This is a genomic window from Tangfeifania sp., from assembly GCF_055108615.1.
Genome location: NZ_JBSQIC010000077.1, coordinates 1 through 17,954 on the forward strand (window position 1 = coordinate 1; position 17,954 = coordinate 17,954).

At 43.4% G+C, this 17,954-nt stretch carries 17 protein-coding genes; 13 read left to right on the forward strand and 4 right to left on the reverse strand.

From position 1 onward, the window contains the following. Positions 1-222: 222 nt before the first annotated feature. Positions 223-966: a class I SAM-dependent methyltransferase gene (locus ACTCNA_RS14245; protein ID WP_462948599.1), complete on the forward strand. Its 744-nt coding sequence runs from the start codon at positions 223-225 to the stop codon at positions 964-966. A gap of 51 nt (positions 967-1,017) precedes the next feature. On the opposite strand, the gene ACTCNA_RS14250 is transcribed toward ACTCNA_RS14245, so the two are convergent. Next, the gene (locus ACTCNA_RS14250; RefSeq protein ID WP_462948600.1) at positions 1,018-1,881 is read right to left on the reverse strand and encodes an AraC family transcriptional regulator; all 864 of its coding nucleotides are present in this window, start codon (positions 1,879-1,881) and stop codon (positions 1,018-1,020) included. 109 nt (positions 1,882-1,990) lie between these two features. On the opposite strand from ACTCNA_RS14250, the gene rhaM reads away from it, so the two are divergent. Genes rhaM through ACTCNA_RS14265 form a run of 3 tightly spaced genes read left to right on the forward strand, consistent with a single transcriptional unit; the run spans position 1,991 to position 6,351 of the window. Next, positions 1,991-2,305, forward strand: coding sequence for an L-rhamnose mutarotase (rhaM, locus tag ACTCNA_RS14255; protein WP_462948601.1), 315 nt, complete (start codon positions 1,991-1,993; stop codon positions 2,303-2,305). Positions 2,306-2,333: 28 nt separating this feature from the next. Continuing rightward, on the forward strand, positions 2,334-5,066 hold the full coding sequence (locus tag ACTCNA_RS14260; protein WP_462948602.1) for a glycoside hydrolase family 78 protein: 2,733 nt from the start codon (positions 2,334-2,336) through the stop codon (positions 5,064-5,066). A 19-nt stretch (positions 5,067-5,085) separates the two neighbouring features. After that, entirely contained in the window at positions 5,086-6,351 is a 1,266-nt protein-coding gene (locus ACTCNA_RS14265) for an L-rhamnose isomerase (RefSeq protein ID WP_462948603.1), read from the forward strand. A 273-nt stretch (positions 6,352-6,624) separates the two neighbouring features. Here the strand turns inward: ACTCNA_RS14265 and ACTCNA_RS14270 are convergent, their stop codons facing one another. From ACTCNA_RS14270 to nrfH, 3 genes are all read right to left on the reverse strand, one after another. Then, the gene (locus tag ACTCNA_RS14270) at positions 6,625-7,794 is read right to left on the reverse strand and encodes a PepSY domain-containing protein (protein WP_462948604.1); all 1,170 of its coding nucleotides are present in this window, start codon (positions 7,792-7,794) and stop codon (positions 6,625-6,627) included. A 115-nt stretch (positions 7,795-7,909) separates the two neighbouring features. Next, positions 7,910-9,433, reverse strand: coding sequence for an ammonia-forming cytochrome c nitrite reductase (nrfA, locus tag ACTCNA_RS14275; protein ID WP_462948605.1), 1,524 nt, complete (start codon positions 9,431-9,433; stop codon positions 7,910-7,912). A gap of 12 nt (positions 9,434-9,445) precedes the next feature. Next, positions 9,446-10,018 (reverse strand): cytochrome c nitrite reductase small subunit, encoded by a 573-nt coding sequence (gene nrfH / locus ACTCNA_RS14280; protein ID WP_462948606.1) that lies wholly within the window; start codon positions 10,016-10,018, stop codon positions 9,446-9,448. Positions 10,019-10,259: 241 nt separating this feature from the next. On the opposite strand from nrfH, the gene ACTCNA_RS14285 reads away from it, so the two are divergent. From ACTCNA_RS14285 to ACTCNA_RS14325, 9 genes are all read left to right on the forward strand, one after another. Next, positions 10,260-11,492 (forward strand): hypothetical protein, encoded by a 1,233-nt coding sequence (locus tag ACTCNA_RS14285; RefSeq protein ID WP_462948607.1) that lies wholly within the window; start codon positions 10,260-10,262, stop codon positions 11,490-11,492. An 89-nt stretch (positions 11,493-11,581) separates the two neighbouring features. After that, positions 11,582-12,013, forward strand: a complete 432-nt coding sequence (locus ACTCNA_RS14290; RefSeq protein ID WP_462948608.1) for a hypothetical protein — start codon at positions 11,582-11,584, stop codon at positions 12,011-12,013. Positions 12,014-12,066: 53 nt separating this feature from the next. After that, on the forward strand, positions 12,067-13,365 hold the full coding sequence (locus tag ACTCNA_RS14295) for a phenylacetate--CoA ligase family protein (protein ID WP_462948609.1): 1,299 nt from the start codon (positions 12,067-12,069) through the stop codon (positions 13,363-13,365). 5 nt (positions 13,366-13,370) lie between these two features. Then, positions 13,371-13,796 carry an ACT domain-containing protein gene (locus ACTCNA_RS14300; protein ID WP_462948610.1) on the forward strand — a complete coding sequence of 142 codons (426 nt, stop codon included), beginning with the start codon at positions 13,371-13,373 and terminating at the stop codon, positions 13,794-13,796. 75 nt (positions 13,797-13,871) lie between these two features. Then, positions 13,872-14,708, forward strand: a complete 837-nt coding sequence (locus ACTCNA_RS14305; RefSeq protein WP_462948611.1) for a prephenate dehydratase — start codon at positions 13,872-13,874, stop codon at positions 14,706-14,708. Between the two features lie 18 nt (positions 14,709-14,726). After that, positions 14,727-15,251, forward strand: coding sequence for a flavodoxin (locus ACTCNA_RS14310; protein ID WP_462948612.1), 525 nt, complete (start codon positions 14,727-14,729; stop codon positions 15,249-15,251). Positions 15,252-15,359: 108 nt separating this feature from the next. Then, entirely contained in the window at positions 15,360-16,679 is a 1,320-nt protein-coding gene (locus tag ACTCNA_RS14315) for an aminotransferase class I/II-fold pyridoxal phosphate-dependent enzyme (RefSeq protein WP_462948613.1), read from the forward strand. A gap of 10 nt (positions 16,680-16,689) precedes the next feature. After that, positions 16,690-17,256: a Crp/Fnr family transcriptional regulator gene (locus ACTCNA_RS14320; RefSeq protein ID WP_462948614.1), complete on the forward strand. Its 567-nt coding sequence runs from the start codon at positions 16,690-16,692 to the stop codon at positions 17,254-17,256. A 230-nt stretch (positions 17,257-17,486) separates the two neighbouring features. Further along, positions 17,487-17,711, forward strand: coding sequence for a 4Fe-4S dicluster domain-containing protein (locus ACTCNA_RS14325; RefSeq protein ID WP_462948615.1), 225 nt, complete (start codon positions 17,487-17,489; stop codon positions 17,709-17,711). Positions 17,712-17,954: the final 243 nt, after the last annotated feature.

Here is a 17,954-nt window from a genome sequence, read left to right on the forward strand (position 1 = left end):
GATCAGTGATCGGTGATCAGTTGGCAGTGAAGAGAGAAGGGAAGAAGTGATCAGTGATCGGTGATCAGTTGGCAGTGAAGAGAGAGTGTTGAATAAAATATGGTAATGGAGAGTTTTCGACCCTGAAAGGATCAGATTATAATAGCCCGGGGTAAAGCGAGGAATTAACAAACAACCTTCCCTTTTGTCTGTTGGATTATTCAGAACATAAAAATTTCAGCAATGAAAGATCCACAAAACGAGTTTTACAGTTCCATATCAAGCTACTATTCCGAAATATTTCCGTATAAACCGGCCCAGTTGCAATTTGTAAAAAAACAGCTGGGGCAGATTAAAGGAGCCAAAATCCTGGATATTGGATGTGCTACCGGAGAACTTTCTTATCACCTGGCAGAACAAGGAGCTGAAGTTACCGGAATCGATCTGAATCCGGATTTAATTGCGCAGGCAAAAAAATCAAAAAAGTATCCCGGCCTGCATTTTCAGGAGGGAAACATGCTGAAGCTGACTACCGATTTTCCACCCGAATCGTTTGATGCAGTGCTCTGTTTTGGCAATACTTTGGTGCATCTGCTTTCAGTTGAACGCATTCGGGAAATGCTGGAAGGAACCAATCGTATTTTAAAACCGGACGGAAAGTTTTTATTACAAATCTTGAATTATAACTACATTCTGGATGAACAGGTGACTGAATTGCCACTGATCGAAACTGACAACATCCGGTTCGTTAGAAACTACCATTTTGAAAAAAATAGTCCTGTTATCACATTTCATACCGAACTTGATTTGAAAAATGAAGGCAGGTCAGTAAAGAATGAAACGCCGCTTCTGGCCTTGCGCAGCGAAGAACTGAAACGATTACTCGGCCATGCCGGATTCAAAAACATTGAGCTTTTTGCCAATTTTAAAGAAGAATCGTTCGGGGGCGAGCATTTGCCGCTGGTAGTTCGTTGCGGGAAAGATTAATACGATAACTGAATCGCATAATAGTCAGCGGTTCGGAAACCGCTGCTCCCGTTATTTTCTGAAATCCGATGGACTCATGCCGGTTTTCTGTTTAAAAAAGCGGCTGAAATAGTAGATTGAATCAAATCCGAGTTGAAAACTGATCTCTTTAATGTTTTGGTCAGTGGTTAACAGAAGCTCGCGTGCCCGCATAATTTTTAGCTGCAAAAAATACTGGCGCGGCGAAATGCCGGTAAAATTCTTAAACATCCGGCGAAAATAGGAGTAGCCGATGTTATTGTTTGCAGCGAATTGCTCGAGGTCAAAATTTTTATCCACTTCATTGCGCATTTCAAACCGGGCTTTTTCAATTATTCCGGCAATCTCTTTCCCCGAAAATTCTTTTTGTTTTTGAAACGAAACCAAAGTTCCTAATAGTTTTACTACCAGTCCGGAAGCGATTTGCTGAAATCCGGGTGGTTCTGTTTTTACGAGTTCAAAAATCCGGAGAAATGCATCCAGGATTTCTTCGTGAATACCGGTTGAAATAACCGGATTTTCAGGATCGAACAGGTTGTGGGCGAGAAAAAAACCGACTGCCGGACCGCTAAAACCGATGTAATTTTCAGTCCAGCCCGTTTTGCTGTGTGGTTTATACCGGTGCCATTCCCCGGGAAAAGTGACCATTAAATCCCCTTTTTTTAAATCAAATTTACCATGATTGTTTTCCAGTATTCCGTTCCCCTCAGTAATGTAATTCACTTGGTATTCCTGCAAAACACGCCCGTTTTCCCAGGTGAAAAAATACCCTCCCGGATGAGTGGGAGAAGGATATTCCGTTCCCGGTGGAATCTTCAGCAAACCGGCCGAGGTGAGGTAAGCGCCCCAGTTTTTATCTTCACGACTGCTGGTCAGGTATTTTATGAAATCTTTCATGTTAGTGTCAAAAAATACAAATGATAAGTCAAAAAATGTATTTCATGGCGTTAAAATAATGGATAATTTTAACATTCAGTAAAATATCTATGAATCATAAATTATAAATATGGAACGGGTAGCGTTTAAGATGCACCTCAAAAAAGGAATGCGGGAAGAATACAAAAATCGGCACGACGCGATTTGGCCTGAGTTGAAACGGTTACTGAAAGATGCAGGAATCAGCGAATATTCCATTTTCCTGGATGAGGAAACCGATACGCTTTTTGCATTTCAAAAAGTAACGGAAGGAAGCGGTTCTCAGGATTTGGGGCAAAATGAAATCGTGCAGAAATGGTGGAAATATATGGCAGATATCATGAAAACAAATCCGGATAACTCTCCGGTATCCGTACCTTTGCAAAAGGTTTTTTATATGGAATAATATAGTTTTAACTAAAACAATACAAATTATGAAAAGAATAATTCATTGGGTAAAATTATTAACTGTTGTTTTTTTGTTCAGCAGTTTAACAGTTTCTGCCGCTGAAAAAATTTTGGCAGAAGAATTAGTTTGTGAATACCACACCAACCCGGTTGGTATCGATGTTCAAAAACCGCGATTAAGCTGGAAGATTTTTTCTGATCAACAGGATGTCCTTCAAACAGCTTACGAAATCAGAGTTGCTGATTCTCCAGCAAACCTGAAAAGGAAAAACCGCTTGATTTGGAGTTCGGGAAAAGTGAATAGCGATCAGTCGGTAAATGTGGAATACCAGGGCCCTGAACTTGAACCAATGCAGCGTGTTTACTGGCAGGTGCGCATTTGGGACAACCAAAACAAAGCCACAAAATGGAGCGAACCTGCTTTCTGGGAAATGGGGCTCACCCGACCTGAACTTTGGACCGCTTCGTGGATTACCATGGAAAACGAGAAAGAAGGTGAAGGCTCGAAACCCAGCCACTTTTTGCGAAAAGAATTTTCCACTTCAAAAAAAGTTGAATCCGCCAGGGTTTATGTTTCTGCACTCGGTTTATATGAACTTTATCTGAATGGTAAAAAAGTGGGCGACGAATTGTTTACGCCCGGCTGGACCAGTTATAACAACCGCATTCAGTACCAGACCTACGATGTTACATCTATGTTGCAGGAAAATAATGCATTGGGTGCTATTTTGGGCGACGGCTGGTACCGCGGGAATATCGGATTCAGAAATCAGCGCAATTATTACGGCGACCAGCTTGCGTTGATTGCCCAACTTCATATTACATATTCTGATGGCTCAACCGAAACAATCGGAACAGACGAAAGCTGGAACGCAACCACCGGGCCAATCATTTTTTCCGATATATACAATGGCGAAACCTACGATGCCCGCCTGGAAATGCCAGGCTGGGCAACTGCCGGGTTTAACGATAATAACTGGGGAACTGTAGCAAAACTGAATCATCCGAAAGATATTCTGATTGCGCCCCAGGGAGTGCCGGTTAAAGCCGTGGAAGAAATTTCACCCATCGAAATTATTACCACGCCCAAAGGCGAAACCGTTTTCGATATGGGCCAGAATATGGTTGGCTGGGTGCGGTTAAAAGTTAAAGGTAACCGAGGCCACAAGGTTACGTTAAAGTTTGCCGAAGTTCTGGACAAGGAGGGCAATTTTTACACTGAGAACCTGCGTGCCGCCAAAGCAACCGATGTGTATATTTTGAAAGGGGAAGGAGAAGAAATTTATGAGCCCCGTTTTACATTTCATGGTTTCAGGTTTGTGAAAATTGAAGGTTTCCCCGGAACCCCACAGTTGGATAACATTACCGGAGTTGTTATTCATTCTGATATGGAACCAACCGGAACTTTTGCCTGCTCCGATCCGCTGATTAATCAATTGCAGCATAATATTCAGTGGGGGCAGAAAGGAAATTTCCTGGACGTGCCAACCGATTGTCCGCAACGCGACGAGCGGCTGGGCTGGACAGGCGATGCCCAGGTGTTTGCACCCACTGCAGCTTTCAACTTTAATGTAGCTCCGTTTTATACCAAATGGATGAAAGACGTGGCTGCCGACCAGCTTCCCAACGGTAAGGTTCCGCATGTAATTCCCGATGTGCTGAATGGAGCTGGTGGCTCTACCGCCTGGGCCGATGCGGCCATAATTGTTCCATGGCAAACTTACCTTGCTTATGGCGATAAACGAATTCTGGAAGAACAGTACCCCAGCATGAAAGCCTGGGTAGAATACATGAAAAACAGGGCCGGCGAAGATTACCTCTGGATTGGCGACACCCATTACGGCGATTGGCTGGCTTTTGCAACCACCCGCTCCGATTATCCCGGTGCAACTACCGAAAAAGATTTGATTGCAACCGCTTATTTTTCCTATTCAAGCGGATTGCTGGCGAAAATTGCAAAGGTTTTAGGAAAAACAAACGATGCTGAAAAATATTCAACCCTTTCTGAAAAAGTAAAAAAAGCATTTGTAAATGAATTTGTTACTCCTGCCGGAAGATTGGTTTCGCATACACAAACGGCCTATTCGCTGGCATTGGCATTCAATCTCCTTCCCGAAAATCTTGTCCCCAGGGCTGCAGAATACCTGGCTGGTGATGTGAATAAATTCAAACATCTTACCACCGGTTTTGTGGGAACTCCGTTGCTTTGTAAAACGCTCTCCGATCACGGATATGAAGATTTGGCATTTATGCTGCTGAACCGGAAAGAATATCCGTCGTGGCTTTACCCTGTAACCCAGGGAGCAACAACCATTTGGGAACGCTGGGACGGTCAGAAACCGGATGGTACTTTCCAAAATGCAGGAATGAACAGTTTTAACCATTACGCTTATGGGGCCATTGGTGAGTGGTTATACAACTACGTGGCCGGAATTCAAATCGATCCGGAAAATCCCGGGTACAAACATTTTTTCCTTGCACCGCATCCCGGAGGTGGCCTCACTTATGCCAAAGCGGTTTATAAATCAATGTACGGAGAAATAAAATCAGACTGGAAAATTGAAGGAAACCAGATGATTTATGATGTGACCATTCCGGCAAACACTTCAGCAACCATTACACTTCCGTCAGCCTCACCGGATGAGGTTTTAAGGAATGATGAACCCTTAAAGAGTGTTTCGGAAAATTTCCGGCAAAATGAAGGAAATGTAACACTGGAACTGGGCTCGGGTGAATACAGGTTCAGTTACCCGTTGTAAAACAAGAAGAATAAAAAGTATGAATACAAATAGAATTGAAAAAGCTTACGAACTGGCTAAAGAACAGTATGCTGATTTGGGTTTGGATACCGATGCAGCGCTGGAAAAAATGAAGGAAGTGGTGATTAGTTTGCACTGCTGGCAAACCGATGATGTGGGCGGATTTGAAACACCTGATGCAGCACTTTCAGGAGGCGGAATTCAGGCCACCGGGAATTACCCCGGGAAAGCCACTTCCATTGAACAAATGCGGCAGGATTTGGAAAAAGTGATGCAACTGCTTCCCGGCAAGCAGCGGTTGAACCTTCATGCCATGTATGGCGAATTTTTCGGAAAGAAGGTGGACCGCGATGAAATTTCGGTGAAAAATTTCCAGGGATGGATTGACTGGGCCAAAGAACAAAAAACCGGGCTTGACTTTAACGGCACCTATTTTTCGCACCCCAAAGCCGACAGTGGTTTTACGCTTTCGTCGAAAGATGAAGGCATCCGCCGGTTTTGGGTGGAACACATGAAACGCTGCCGCGAAATTGGTGCCGAAATGGGCAAACAACTGGGAACGCCCTGTGTGCACAACACCTGGATTCCGGACGGTATGAAAGATGTGCCTGTCGACCGGAACGGCTACCGCACTTTGCTGAAGCAGTCGCTCGACGAAGGTTACGAAGAAGAAGTTTCTAAGGATTATTTAAAAGATGCGGTTGAGAGTAAATTGTTCGGGATTGGCGCTGAGTCGATGACCGTTGGCTCGCACGATTTTTACCTGGGCTACGCCATTAAAAACAATAAGCTGATTTGCCTCGATAACGGCCACTTCCATCCTACTGAACAGGTGGGCGATAAGATTTCGGCCTGTCTGCAGTTTGTGGATGAAGCGCTGCTGCACGTCACCCGCCCGGTGCGCTGGGATTCGGACCACGTAGTGACACTGAATGAAGATGTAAAACTGATTGCTTCCGAAATTGCCCGCAACAATTTTTTCAGCCGGGTAAATGTGGGCCTCGATTTTTTCGATGCGTCCATTAACCGGATTGGCGCTTATGTGACCGGAACACGGGCAGCGCAAAAAGCATTTTTAATTGCCTTGCTAGAACCCACCAAAAAACTGCTGGAATGGGAAGAAAATGAGAACTATTTTGAACGGTTGGCAATGCTTGAAGAATTAAAAACAAAACCATTTGGCGCAGTTTGGGATTATTATTGTTTGCTGAATGACGTTCCTGCCGGGGAAAACTACATTCAGGAAGTGCAGCAATACGAGAAAGCAGTGTTGAGTAATAGGTAAATGACCGGGATCGGCGGATTCCGATCCGCCGAATAAAGAAGCGAATTCAATTCGCATTCTCCGCACGCCGGGATTTAAACCTTCAGGGTTTCCGAAAACCTTGAAGGTTTTTTTTCTTCCAGAGTGTATCTGACTTAAAATTATTTCATGGAAAGTCGAGTCTGTGCCGGAAAAGGAACTGTTCTTTTTTTCAGAGAACGGTTCCCTCTGGTCCTGATGGAGATCGGCGATTTAATACCGCCGTAAAATGAGACGATAGAAAATCATGTCTTCCTATTTCCGGTACACTTTCCACCAGATGAAAAAACCGCTCACCAAAACCATAATCAGGCAGAGCCCTGCAAGCGGAACATATAAAATGTAAAACGGACCGAGCAGGTTTTCAAAAATACGACCGGTATGAATTTCCAGTGACACATTCCACAATGACATAGGAGAAGCTTCCATGATTTCTTCAGGCATTTCAGGAAACGGTTTGTCTGAAAGCGGAAGTGCGCCGCTGTTGTAATCGAACCACCAGGTGTTTTTGCCGGCTTCAACCAGTCCGGCTGCCATGTTGGCGCCAATCGGATTTTGAATTCCTTCGGGTGGCGCATACGGTTTCCCGGTAAAAAAATCATAAACCCCGCCGGTTTTTACATCCCACAAAAACATGCCATTAAACGAACCGGCGAGGTATTTCATTTCGCCAAGCGGTTTGAAAACGTTGAGCCCCATTACACTCACGGGAGGTTGGTACCTGAATGGCTGCAGTTTTTTTGTCAGTGATTCTTCAGCGCTGTAAAATCCGTCGGAGGTAGAAAAAATATAGCGTTGCATATTTTTATCCCACTGAACGCGACGCAGTTTGTCGAACCACGGATTGGGGCTGTCGAGGTGCGTGCCTGGAATAATTCCCACTTGTTTGTTAACAATGGCAATCAGCAGCGGCGGACGAAGGTGTATTCCGGCAAGCGTGTTAATCAGCAGGAATGCCGCAAACATATAGCCAACAACATTGTGCCAGTGCAGGTTTGTTTTGGTGGCTTTCGCCAGCGGCCGGACTGGTTTTTTCTTTCGCTTTCTGCGTTTTATCCATTTTGGAAAGAAGAAATGCAGCAACCCTGTAATTGACAGAAAAATGGTTACGATTCCAAGCAAATCTACCACCAGCTTGCCAGTCAATCCGAAAAGTTCGCCACTGTGCAATTCCCAAAGAGTGTTGAACAAACCGGTTTTTCGTTCGTAATTGACAGGTTCCGGAAGTTGAATTTTTTCAAAATTATTGCCGTCGGCAGTTTTTAGCAGGTAGTGGCGCGAAAGCACCAGCAACGTATCATCTTTCAATGCCAAATCCGCAATGCGTTCCTTTTCCAGTTTTAAATCTACTTTTGTCCATTTGCCGGAATTTGCCGATCGTTTGTAAAGGCCCATGTGTGTGCCGGCAAACAATTCATTCCCCAATTTTTTAACGGAGTAGATTTTCCGGTTGTCGATTTCAGTGGTGTATACAATAATAACAGGGCAATAATAAAAAGCCCGGGTTTTATTTTATTCATCGTCCTTTTTTTTGTTCTTGTTAACGTCTTAATTCCCCGGCCGATGGCCAGGAAGCTTCTCTCTGGGCTGCAATTTGTTCCCATTGTGGCACAATGGTATTCAGGAATTCCTCTTTTTCCTCGCGGAGTTCTTCCATAGGCAAACCCACAAATTCCTGTGCTTTTGCTTTGGTTGAAATATCGGGGTAAGGAATTTTTTTATTGTGTCCCAGTTCAGCCAAAACACGCGCCAGTTCAACACGGGCATCCTGGGCCATGGCAATTCCACTGGAGATTGTGCGGCTGATTTCCACCGGCGAGTGGAACGACGCACCATGACTTGCTGCGGCATAATCCCAGCGCCATTGTGCTCCCCTGATATTGTGAAGGACACTGTCCATCTGAATTTCGGTAGCACCCAAATCCCATGCTTTTTTTGCTTCAACATGTGCTCTCACAAGCAGTTTTTCCAGTTTTATCCGGCCTTCCATAATCATATCCTGGCGCTGGTAAACATCCTGAACCAGTTTCTTCGCTTCCTCGCGGTGGCAAACCTGGCAGGAGTTGGCAATGTTATTCAGTGGCGACTGCATTTTATGGTCAGTAAACTTCTGGCCGCCCTCGCTCATGTAGGGCATGTGGCAATCGGCGCATGAAACGCCACGTTTTGCATGAATTCCGGTCATGTAAACTTCGTAACCCGGGTGCTGAGCTTTCAGCATGGGCGTTTTACTCATTTGGTGTGTCCAGTCGCTAAATTCCATATCGTCATAATATTCCTGCATGGCTTCAGCGGTAAATCCGTTGTCCCACGGAAAAGTTAAATATTGTGCGCCTTCAACTTTTTCTTTGTTGAAATGGTATTCCACATGGCATTGTGCACACACCAGGCTGCGCATTTCCTGGTAGCTTGCTTTTGAAATGTCACGTCCGCGGCGCTCAAAAGCTTCAATGAGTGCCGGGCGCGAAATCCGCAGGTTCATGGTTTCATTGTCGTGGCAATCGGCACAACCAATTGGGTTGACAATTTCCGGACCGAGGCGTGCCCATTTCCCGGTATAAAACTGTGCAGGACCAATTTCCTCCATAATCCGCGGAACATCCGGGCTTTTACAAGTCCAGCAGGTTGTGGGCATCGGGCCTTCATCGGGTTCCATCGGGGCACCTGTTCGCAATGTTTCACGCACATCTTCTATGGCATAATAATGTCCGCGAGCCTGTGTATAATCTTTCGAAAATCCATAACCGGCCCAAAGTACCACCATTCGCGGGCTGCGCTCCAGCATGTCAATCATTACACTTCCATTGTATTTACTTTGAAAAGTGGTGTCGGCAGTTCCGTAATACGACTGAAACTGGCGCGGATAGTTTTCGCCCCATATTTCGTTTCGCGGTTCATAGGCCGGAATATCCACTTTTGGGGTGTCAACATAGGCTGCTTCCAGCCGTCTTTCGGTAATAGAAGTTGCCAGCAGGGCAACAAGAATAACAATTACAACGGTGGCAAAGAAAAGTAGCCATGCCAGCCAGGGGCGTTTTTCGGTTATTTTTTTAGTTGCATTCATAGTAGTATTTTTTTAGTTGTTTGATTCAGATTGTAACCAGTCGGAAACCGGGTTTTGAGGAAGCGGAACCATCGCATTTGGAACACTCGACAAACTGTTTACCCTTCCGTGAGGAACTTCGCGGTGACAATCCCAGCATTTACGATCGGTCATGTGCACATCAAAATTCTTGACTGATGCATTCAGTTTCGGATCGAGCAGCAGTTCGGAATGGCACCGCACACAATTTTGATGCACCACTTCAGCTCCTTCTTCTTTAATAAATATTACCTGTGGTTCATTCCGAAGCGTAAAAATAGTGGCATGTCGCAAACCGTCTTTTGCCTTAAAGTAGAATTTATTCAGAAAATTATTATGAGGCACGTGGCAATCGTTACAGTGCGCAACACCGCGGTGTGAGCTGTGATTCCAGGTGGCATATTGCGGAGCCATAATGTGGCAGTTTACACATGCTTCCGGATCATCGGAAATGTAGGAATGGGCATTCGACATAAAAAATATGAAAATGAAGGCCCCAACAAGAATACCGGAGGCAATCAGGACTGGAATTTTCCACTTATCCGGTGGCAGGATTTTTTTTAGCATAGCCTTAGTTTTCGTTTTGTTTTTTCAAATATCTGCAAAACCTAATAGCAGGCTTGTAACAGATGTTACAAGTAGTACAAAAAATGTTGATGGATTTGATTTATTTATAACCATAATAAATAAGAGTTTCATGTTATTAAGCTATTGATTGTATGTTTATTTACAGCACTTTTCTTTTAATTTTGAGTTGAAAACCATTCCTTTTTGAAAAATATATAAACCTGTATATCAAAGAAATATCATGAAACGGATACTTCCTTTTTTACTACTGCTGATTTCTTTCACCTCTTTTTCGCAAGGATTTTTTACCGCTAAAAACATAAAAGTTGAACTCTCGGGGTTTGTACGGAATGATTTCATTTTTGATACACGCCGGAACCTGGATGCCTGTGACGGTTTGCTCGAGTTTATGCCGATGGCTCCCGACTATGATACAAACGGCAAAGACATAAATGCCCAGCCGAGTGCCCAGTTTCTAAATACGTTCACCCGTTTTGGAACGGGTCTTTCAGGGCTTGAAATGGGAAAAGCCAAAGTTGGCGCTTATGTGGAAGTGGATTTTACCGGCGGAACTGCTACTAACAGCATTCGTTTCAGGCATGCCTACACGCAGTTTGTGTGGCCAAAATCAACCTTGCTTTTTGGCAGGACGTGGCATCCTGCTTTCATCGAGAAAGTGTTTCCTTCCACTTTAAACGAAAATACCGGCCTGCCTTTTCAGGTATTTAACCGCAGTCCCCAGTTGAGATTTACCTATCATCTTTCTGATAATTTTGATTTTATTGCCGGGGCAGTTTATCAATTTAAATATGCCAACACGGGGCCTGCCGGGAAAACCTATCAGTACCAGCGCGATGCAGTTGTTCCAAATCTTCATGCACAATTGCAGTTTTATAATGAAAACTGGGTTGTGGGGGCGGCATTCGACTGGAAAAGCATCCAGCCGCGCACGTCAACCACTGGAACAGAGGGAACTTTTGCTGCCAGTGAAAAATTAAACACAGTGGCTGCTTTGGCCTATTTCAAATACTCAAAAAATAAATTTCAGTTGAAAGCAAAGTCGATGTACGGGCAGAATGTGTGCGAAAGCATTTTACCCAGTGGGTATGCGGTTGCTTCGCTGGATGCTTCTACCGGGGCTGAAACCTACACACCGCTCAATCATATTTACAACTGGGTTAACTTTATTTATGGCGGTGAATGGAAGTTTGGATTTTTTGCCGGTTACCTGAAAAACATGGGAACTACAGAAAATCCAACCGGTCCTTTTTATGGTTTTGCCACCGATGTGGATATGGTGTATAAAATTTCACCACAGCTGATTTACAATTTCAAAAATTTTATGTTTGGATGGGAATTGAGCTGGACGACGGCTGCTTACGGCGAAAATGATTACAACAACAAAGGCAAAGTAATAAATACCGAAAATGTTACGAATTTCAGAAATATGCTCTCAATTGCTTACAAATTCTGATATAACTATTATTTTTGTTTGAAATTTAACACTAAAACCAGGCTGCTTTTTTTAAGGGAGTACTGTTTGGAAAAAAAAATCAAAAAACAATGGCATTTGAAGTTTCCGTATTTTTAGAAAATAAAATTGCTCATTTCGAGGGGATTACCAATCTTTTAAAAGCAGAAAAAATAAATATCCGTTCGCTGACTTTGAGCAATATCTTGCATGGCTGGGGGGTATTAAACCTGTTGGTCGATCAACCTGAAGAAGCTTACCGGCTTTTGGCAGAAAAAGGAAATTCGGTGGTTTTGCGGGAAGTGATTGCACTCGAAATGAAAGATGAAACGGGTGGGCTCGACGAGCTGCTGGTAAAAATTGCACGTGTGGGCATTCACATCGAAAATGCTTACAGCCGCTTGATTTCAGAAACCGGGATGGCCATTTTAATTCTCGATGTACCGGATGTAATCGAAGCGAGAAAGCGTCTTGAGCAAAATGGAATCTCCATTCTCGATGATAAAATGGTTTACGGAGTTTAAATTTCGTAGAAATTAATCTTCACAAAAAATAAAAATTTACCAAACTATTGCTGATGATTTGGAACAAGAAGATAGAATGTGCTTCGCGCGATGAGATGGCTCATATTCAAAGTGAGAACCTGAAAAAAACCGTCAAGCGGATTTATCACAACATACCCAGCTACCGTGCAAAAATGCAGGAAAAAGGTTTGCTGCCCGGCGATATTAAATCGGTTGAAGACTTAAGCAAGCTGCCGTTTACCAATAAATCGGACTTGCGCGACAACTACCCGTTTGGAATGTTTAGCGTGCCAATGAGTGAAATTGTACGGGTACATGCCAGCTCGGGAACCACCGGAAAACCCACTGTGGTTGGATACACGCGAAACGATTTGCAGATGTGGGCGGAAGTGGTTACCCGCGCGCTTTACATGGCCGGTGTGCACAAAAACGATATTGTACAGGTAGCCTATGGCTACGGGCTTTTCACTGGCGGCCTCGGGTTACATTACGGTACCGAAAACCTCGGGGCCACGGTAATCCCCATTTCGGGTGGAAACACAAAAAAGCAAATTCAGCTGATGCAGGATTTTGGTACATCGGTTATTGCATGCACACCTTCGTATGCACTGTATTTGGCCGAAATAATGGAAGAAATGGGGATTGCTCCCGGTTCGCTGAACCTGCGGGTTGGCATTTTTGGTGCCGAACCCTGGAGTGAAAGTATGCGCCACGAAATTGAATCGAAACTCCAATTGAAAGCCATTGATATTTACGGACTGAGCGAAGTGGTTGGCCCGGGCGTTTCGTGCGAATGTGAGCAGCAGGCCGGGATGCATGTAAATGAAGATCATTTTATACCTGAAATTATCGACCCGGAAACGCTCGAGCCTGTCCCGAAAGGCGAAATGGGTGAGCTGGTTTTCTCCACGGTTACCAAAGAAGGGATCCCAATCCTTCGTTACCGCACCCGCGATCTTACCCGTTTGAATTATGAAAAATGCACCTGTGGCCGTACTTTGGTACGCATGGAAAAATGTACCGGCCGTTCCGATGATATGCTCATCATCAGGGGCGTGAATGTGTTCCCGTCGCAGATTGAAAGCGTGCTGCTCGAAATGAGCGAAACCGAACCGCATTATCAATTAATTGTGGAACGTGAGGGGACGCTCGATGTGATGAAGTTGCTGGTGGAAGTGCAGGAGCAGTTCTTTTCAGATGAAATACGCGAACTGGAAGCACTGCGTAAAAAAATTACGGCAAACATTCAGGGGACCCTGGGAATTTCGGTTGATGTAAAACTGGTGGAACCAAAAACCATAGAACGCACCGCCGGTAAGTCAAAACGCGTTATCGACAACAGAAAAATTTAGATGAAATGAAAGCAAAACAAGTTTCGGTTTTTTTGGAAAATAAATCGGGCCGGTTAAATGAAGTGGCCCAAATACTGGGCGAGGCCGGAATTAATATTTCTGCCTTTACAGTTGCCGACACATCCGATTTTGGTGTATTGCGGTTAATCGTTTCCGAACCCGAAAAAGCCTGTTCGGTTTTAAAAGAGAATGAGTTTTCGGCACGCACTACCGATGTGGTACTGGCCAACAGCCCCAACCGCCCGGGCGCGTTGTCAAAAATGCTGAAAATTCTCAATGCCGAAGGTGTTTTTATTGAATACCTCTACGCATTTACCATGAATGAAGAAACAGCAGTAATTGTTATCCGTCCCACCAATATTGACAAATGCATTGCGAGCCTCGAAAAACACCGCGATGCCCTGTTGAGCAACAACAATTATAAGTTATAAACTTTTAGCTGCTGGAATTGAACAACCGAACCGGCAACAATTCAGAATTAGTATATTTGAAATTATTTTTAGAAAATGAAACGAATTGCAGTACAAGGAATAGTGGGATCTTTTCATGAAGACGCAGCAGTGAAATATTTCGAAGAAGAAATTGAAGTTGTTGAATGTAAGTCGTTTACAAGTGTTTGCGAAATGGTTGACTCCGATCAGGTCGATTACGCAGTGATGGCTATCGAAAACTCGATAGCCGGCAGCCTGCTTAAAAATTACCAGTTGTTACGCGATTACCATCTTCGTATAATAGGGGAGATTTACCTGCATATTCAGATGAACCTGATGGTAACTCCCGGAGTAAAAGCAAAAGATATCAGCAATATTTATTCGCATCCCGTTGCTTTTCAACAATGCATGGAATACATTGAACAGTATTTTTCTGATGCTGAATTACATGAAGGAATGGACACGGCTGCCGCTGCCAAACTTATATCCGAAGTACGGCCACCAAATGCTGCTGCAATTGGGAATTTACGTTCAGCTGAGTTATACAATCTAAAAATTCTTGAAACCGGAATTGAAACCAACAAGAAAAATTATACCCGTTTTCTTGTACTTTCAAAACATGGCAACCCTACCGAAAAAGCCAATAAAGCCTCGCTTTGCTTTGAAGTAGGGCATTTTTACGGCTCACTGGCCAGGGTGTTAAATGTTTTTTCCGAGAATGAAATCAACCTTGCCAAAATACAATCGGTGCCCGTAATCGGGAAACCCAATGAATATACCATTCATGTGGATATTGAGTGGGGAAAACCACAGAATTACGACAAGGCAATTCACCAGGTATTAAAAAGTGTGTCGAGCCTGGCTATTTTGGGTGAATATGAACGAGGAGAATTACATATGCACGATCAGTAAACAATAAAATTTAATGATATGAGTAAAACAGCAATTTTTTTTGGTCCGCTCGATGGCTCGGTACACCGGGTGGCCAACAAAGTGAGGGATGAAATTGGGGCAGACAAAGTGGAAATGGTCCGTGTAAAAGATGCCACTGTTGCCGACCTTGATAAATATGATAAAATTATTTTTGGTATTTCAACCGTAGGCAGCGAAACCTGGCATTCAACCTATTCAAACCCTGACTGGGGAAAATTCCTGCCCGAAATAAGCAAAACGCGTTACGAAGGGAAAACACTTGCCATTTTTGGTTTGGGCGATCACATTACCTATGCACAAACGTTTGTAGATCATATTGGATTACTGGCCAAAAGTTTAAAGGAGAACGGTGCCACGCTGGTTGGGCAGGTTCCGGCAGATGAGTATGAATTTGATGATTCAAAGGCTGTTGAAGACGGAAAATTTATGGGACTTCCGGTGGATGAGGACTTTGAGCCCGAACTAACCGATGAACGGGTGAAAAAGTGGGTGGAACAGATTCGGCCTGAATTTGAGTTTTAGTCAATAAAAATTCACTTTAAATAGATTGTAATGGTTTTCTGAACCGTTATAAATCTCATTGTATTTCATAAACCTGAATCTTACCTTTACCTGAAAAACAAACCAAAAATGGAAAATACTCCTTTGAACAAAAAAGTTATTGACGAAAAGATCAAAGAATTGCGCATTGCCGATACGGGCAAGGCATCAATCCGTGAAATAGTGGCACTGGTAAACCTGGTGGAAGAAGCAACAGGCGATAAATTCGTCCGCATGGAAATGGGGGTTCCGGGGCTGCCACCATCGCAAATTGGGGTGGAGGCCGAAATTGATGCACTGCGCAAAGGAGTGGCCGCCATTTACCCGATGGTGGACGGGATTAAACCCCTGAAAAATGAAGCGGCACGTTTTGTTAAGAATTTCCTCAATATCGGGGTTTCACCCGCCGGGTGCATCCCCAGCGTGGGATCTATGCAGGGCACTTTTGCTGCTTTTATGGCAGCCGCCAATGCGGTGAAGGGAAAAGACACCACCTTGTTTATTGATCCCGGATTTCCCGTGCAAAAACAGCAAATGCAGGTGCTCGGCCAAAAATTTGAAACCTTTGATGTATTTAACTTCAGAGGTAAAAAACTCCGTGAAAAGCTCGAATCGTTCCTCTCAAAAGGAAATATTTGTACCATTGTTTATTCCAATCCAAATAACCCAACATGGATTTGCTTTACCGATGAGGAGCTGAAAATAATAGGCGAGCTGGCCAATAAATATGATGTAATTGTAATGGAAGATTTGGCTTATTTCGGAATGGATTTCAGGAAAGATCTATCCACACCGGGTGAGCCACCCTTTCAGCCATCGGTAGCCAATTACACTGACAATTATATTCTTTTCATTTCCAGCTCCAAAATATTTTCGTACGCAGGCCAGCGAATCGGGTTGATGGTTATATCGGATACACTTTATAAACGCGATTATCCGGCGCTGCAGCAACGCTTTGGCGGAACCGATTTTGGAAGCATAATTACGCTCCGGCTGTTGTACGCACTTTCTTCGGGTACGAGCCACTCGGCCCAGTGGGCACTTACTGCCATGCTGAAAGCTGCCAACGACGGCGAGTTTGATTTTGTGGAAGATGTTAAAGAGTATGGTGAAAAGGCCAAAGTGATGAAACGGCTTTTTCTTGAAAACGGTTTCAAAATTGTTTATGAAAACGACCTCGGCCAACCTATAGCCGATGGTTTTTATTTCACCCTCGCTTATCCGGGGATGACAGGGCATGAACTGGTGGCTAACCTGTTGTATTACGGAATTAGCGCCATTGCACTCGATAATACAGGCAGCAACCAGGAAGGAATACGTGCTTGTGTATCGTTTGTAAAACGCGAACAATTTACCGATTTGGAAGAAAGGCTGAAGTTATTTCATGAAAATTTTTCATCCGTGAACTGAAAAAGACAACGTGGATCAAAACAAAATAATATCCCGGTATAAATTGACACTTGAATTGCTTGCTCAGTTCAGGCTGAAAAACAACCGGGAAGTGCTGAAAAAAGGAAGCTCATTTATTGATTACGGGGAAAAAGCCAAAAAAATCGGGATATTGATAGATGGACTGTTTTATTCCACCTATGTTTCAGATAACGGTACCGAATGGATTTCCAGGTTTTTTTTCCCTCCTAATAATTTTATCGTGAGTAACCACCGTGGCTTTTATGCCGGGAAAAATTCCACTGAATCGATTCGTGCCTACGAAGATTCAGAATTGATTTGTATTGAAAAGGATGAGTTTAAATACCTGCTCGATCATAATCCGAAATTTGAACGCACGGTCCGTATCCTCGCCGAAGAAAGTTATATTCAGGCAATGGACAGGGTGCATTCATTTCAATCGTTAAATGCAGAACAACGAATTCGTAAATTTTTTGAGGAATATCCTGAACTTGGGAAAAAACTTCAACGGCAGCATATTGCTTCCTACCTGGGCATTCACCGTAATATTCTTACCCGGTTTCTTTACAAAATTTAGGCGGCTGCCAAATAAGCAACAATAGTTGCATCTTTTTCATCATGTAAAAAATAGTTTTGACGTTGAGTTCTGTTTTAATTCATGAAAAGTAATTAACTGTTGATTTGTTAGTTTTTTATTGGTTCCGCTTAAAGATTTTAATCACTCTCAATATTTATAGCAGAACCTGACTTTTTTGGTCTTTTTAGTAATAAAAGGTTTTTAATTTTAGCATAAAATATAAATACAATATGGTAAAGGTTAAAGGAGCAGTAGTAGTTGACATTGAAGCATGCAAGGGTTGTGAACTGTGTGTGGAAGTCTGTCCGGAAGATATGCTGTCATTACACAAAGAAGTTAACAGCAAAGGATATCACTATGCATTTATGGAAAATCCGGATGTTTGTACAGGATGTGCAAATTGCGGGGTTGTTTGCCCCGATACCTGCATTACAGTTTACAGAGTGAAAGTTTAGGGATAGCCAAGCTGTGGGCAGACTCCCTTTTTCATTCCTTATTACCAGAGGGAAAAGTTGTATCAACTTTAATGAATGTAATGAATTAATTGCTATTTTTTTTAAAAAGTGTTGAAACTGCGGATGAGAACAGGAAGAAAATAAGGAATATAAAATAAGAAACATAAAACGATATGCAATGGGAGATTTAAGGTTAATGAAAGGGAATGAGGTGTTGGCCGAAGCCGCTATTCGCTGCGGATG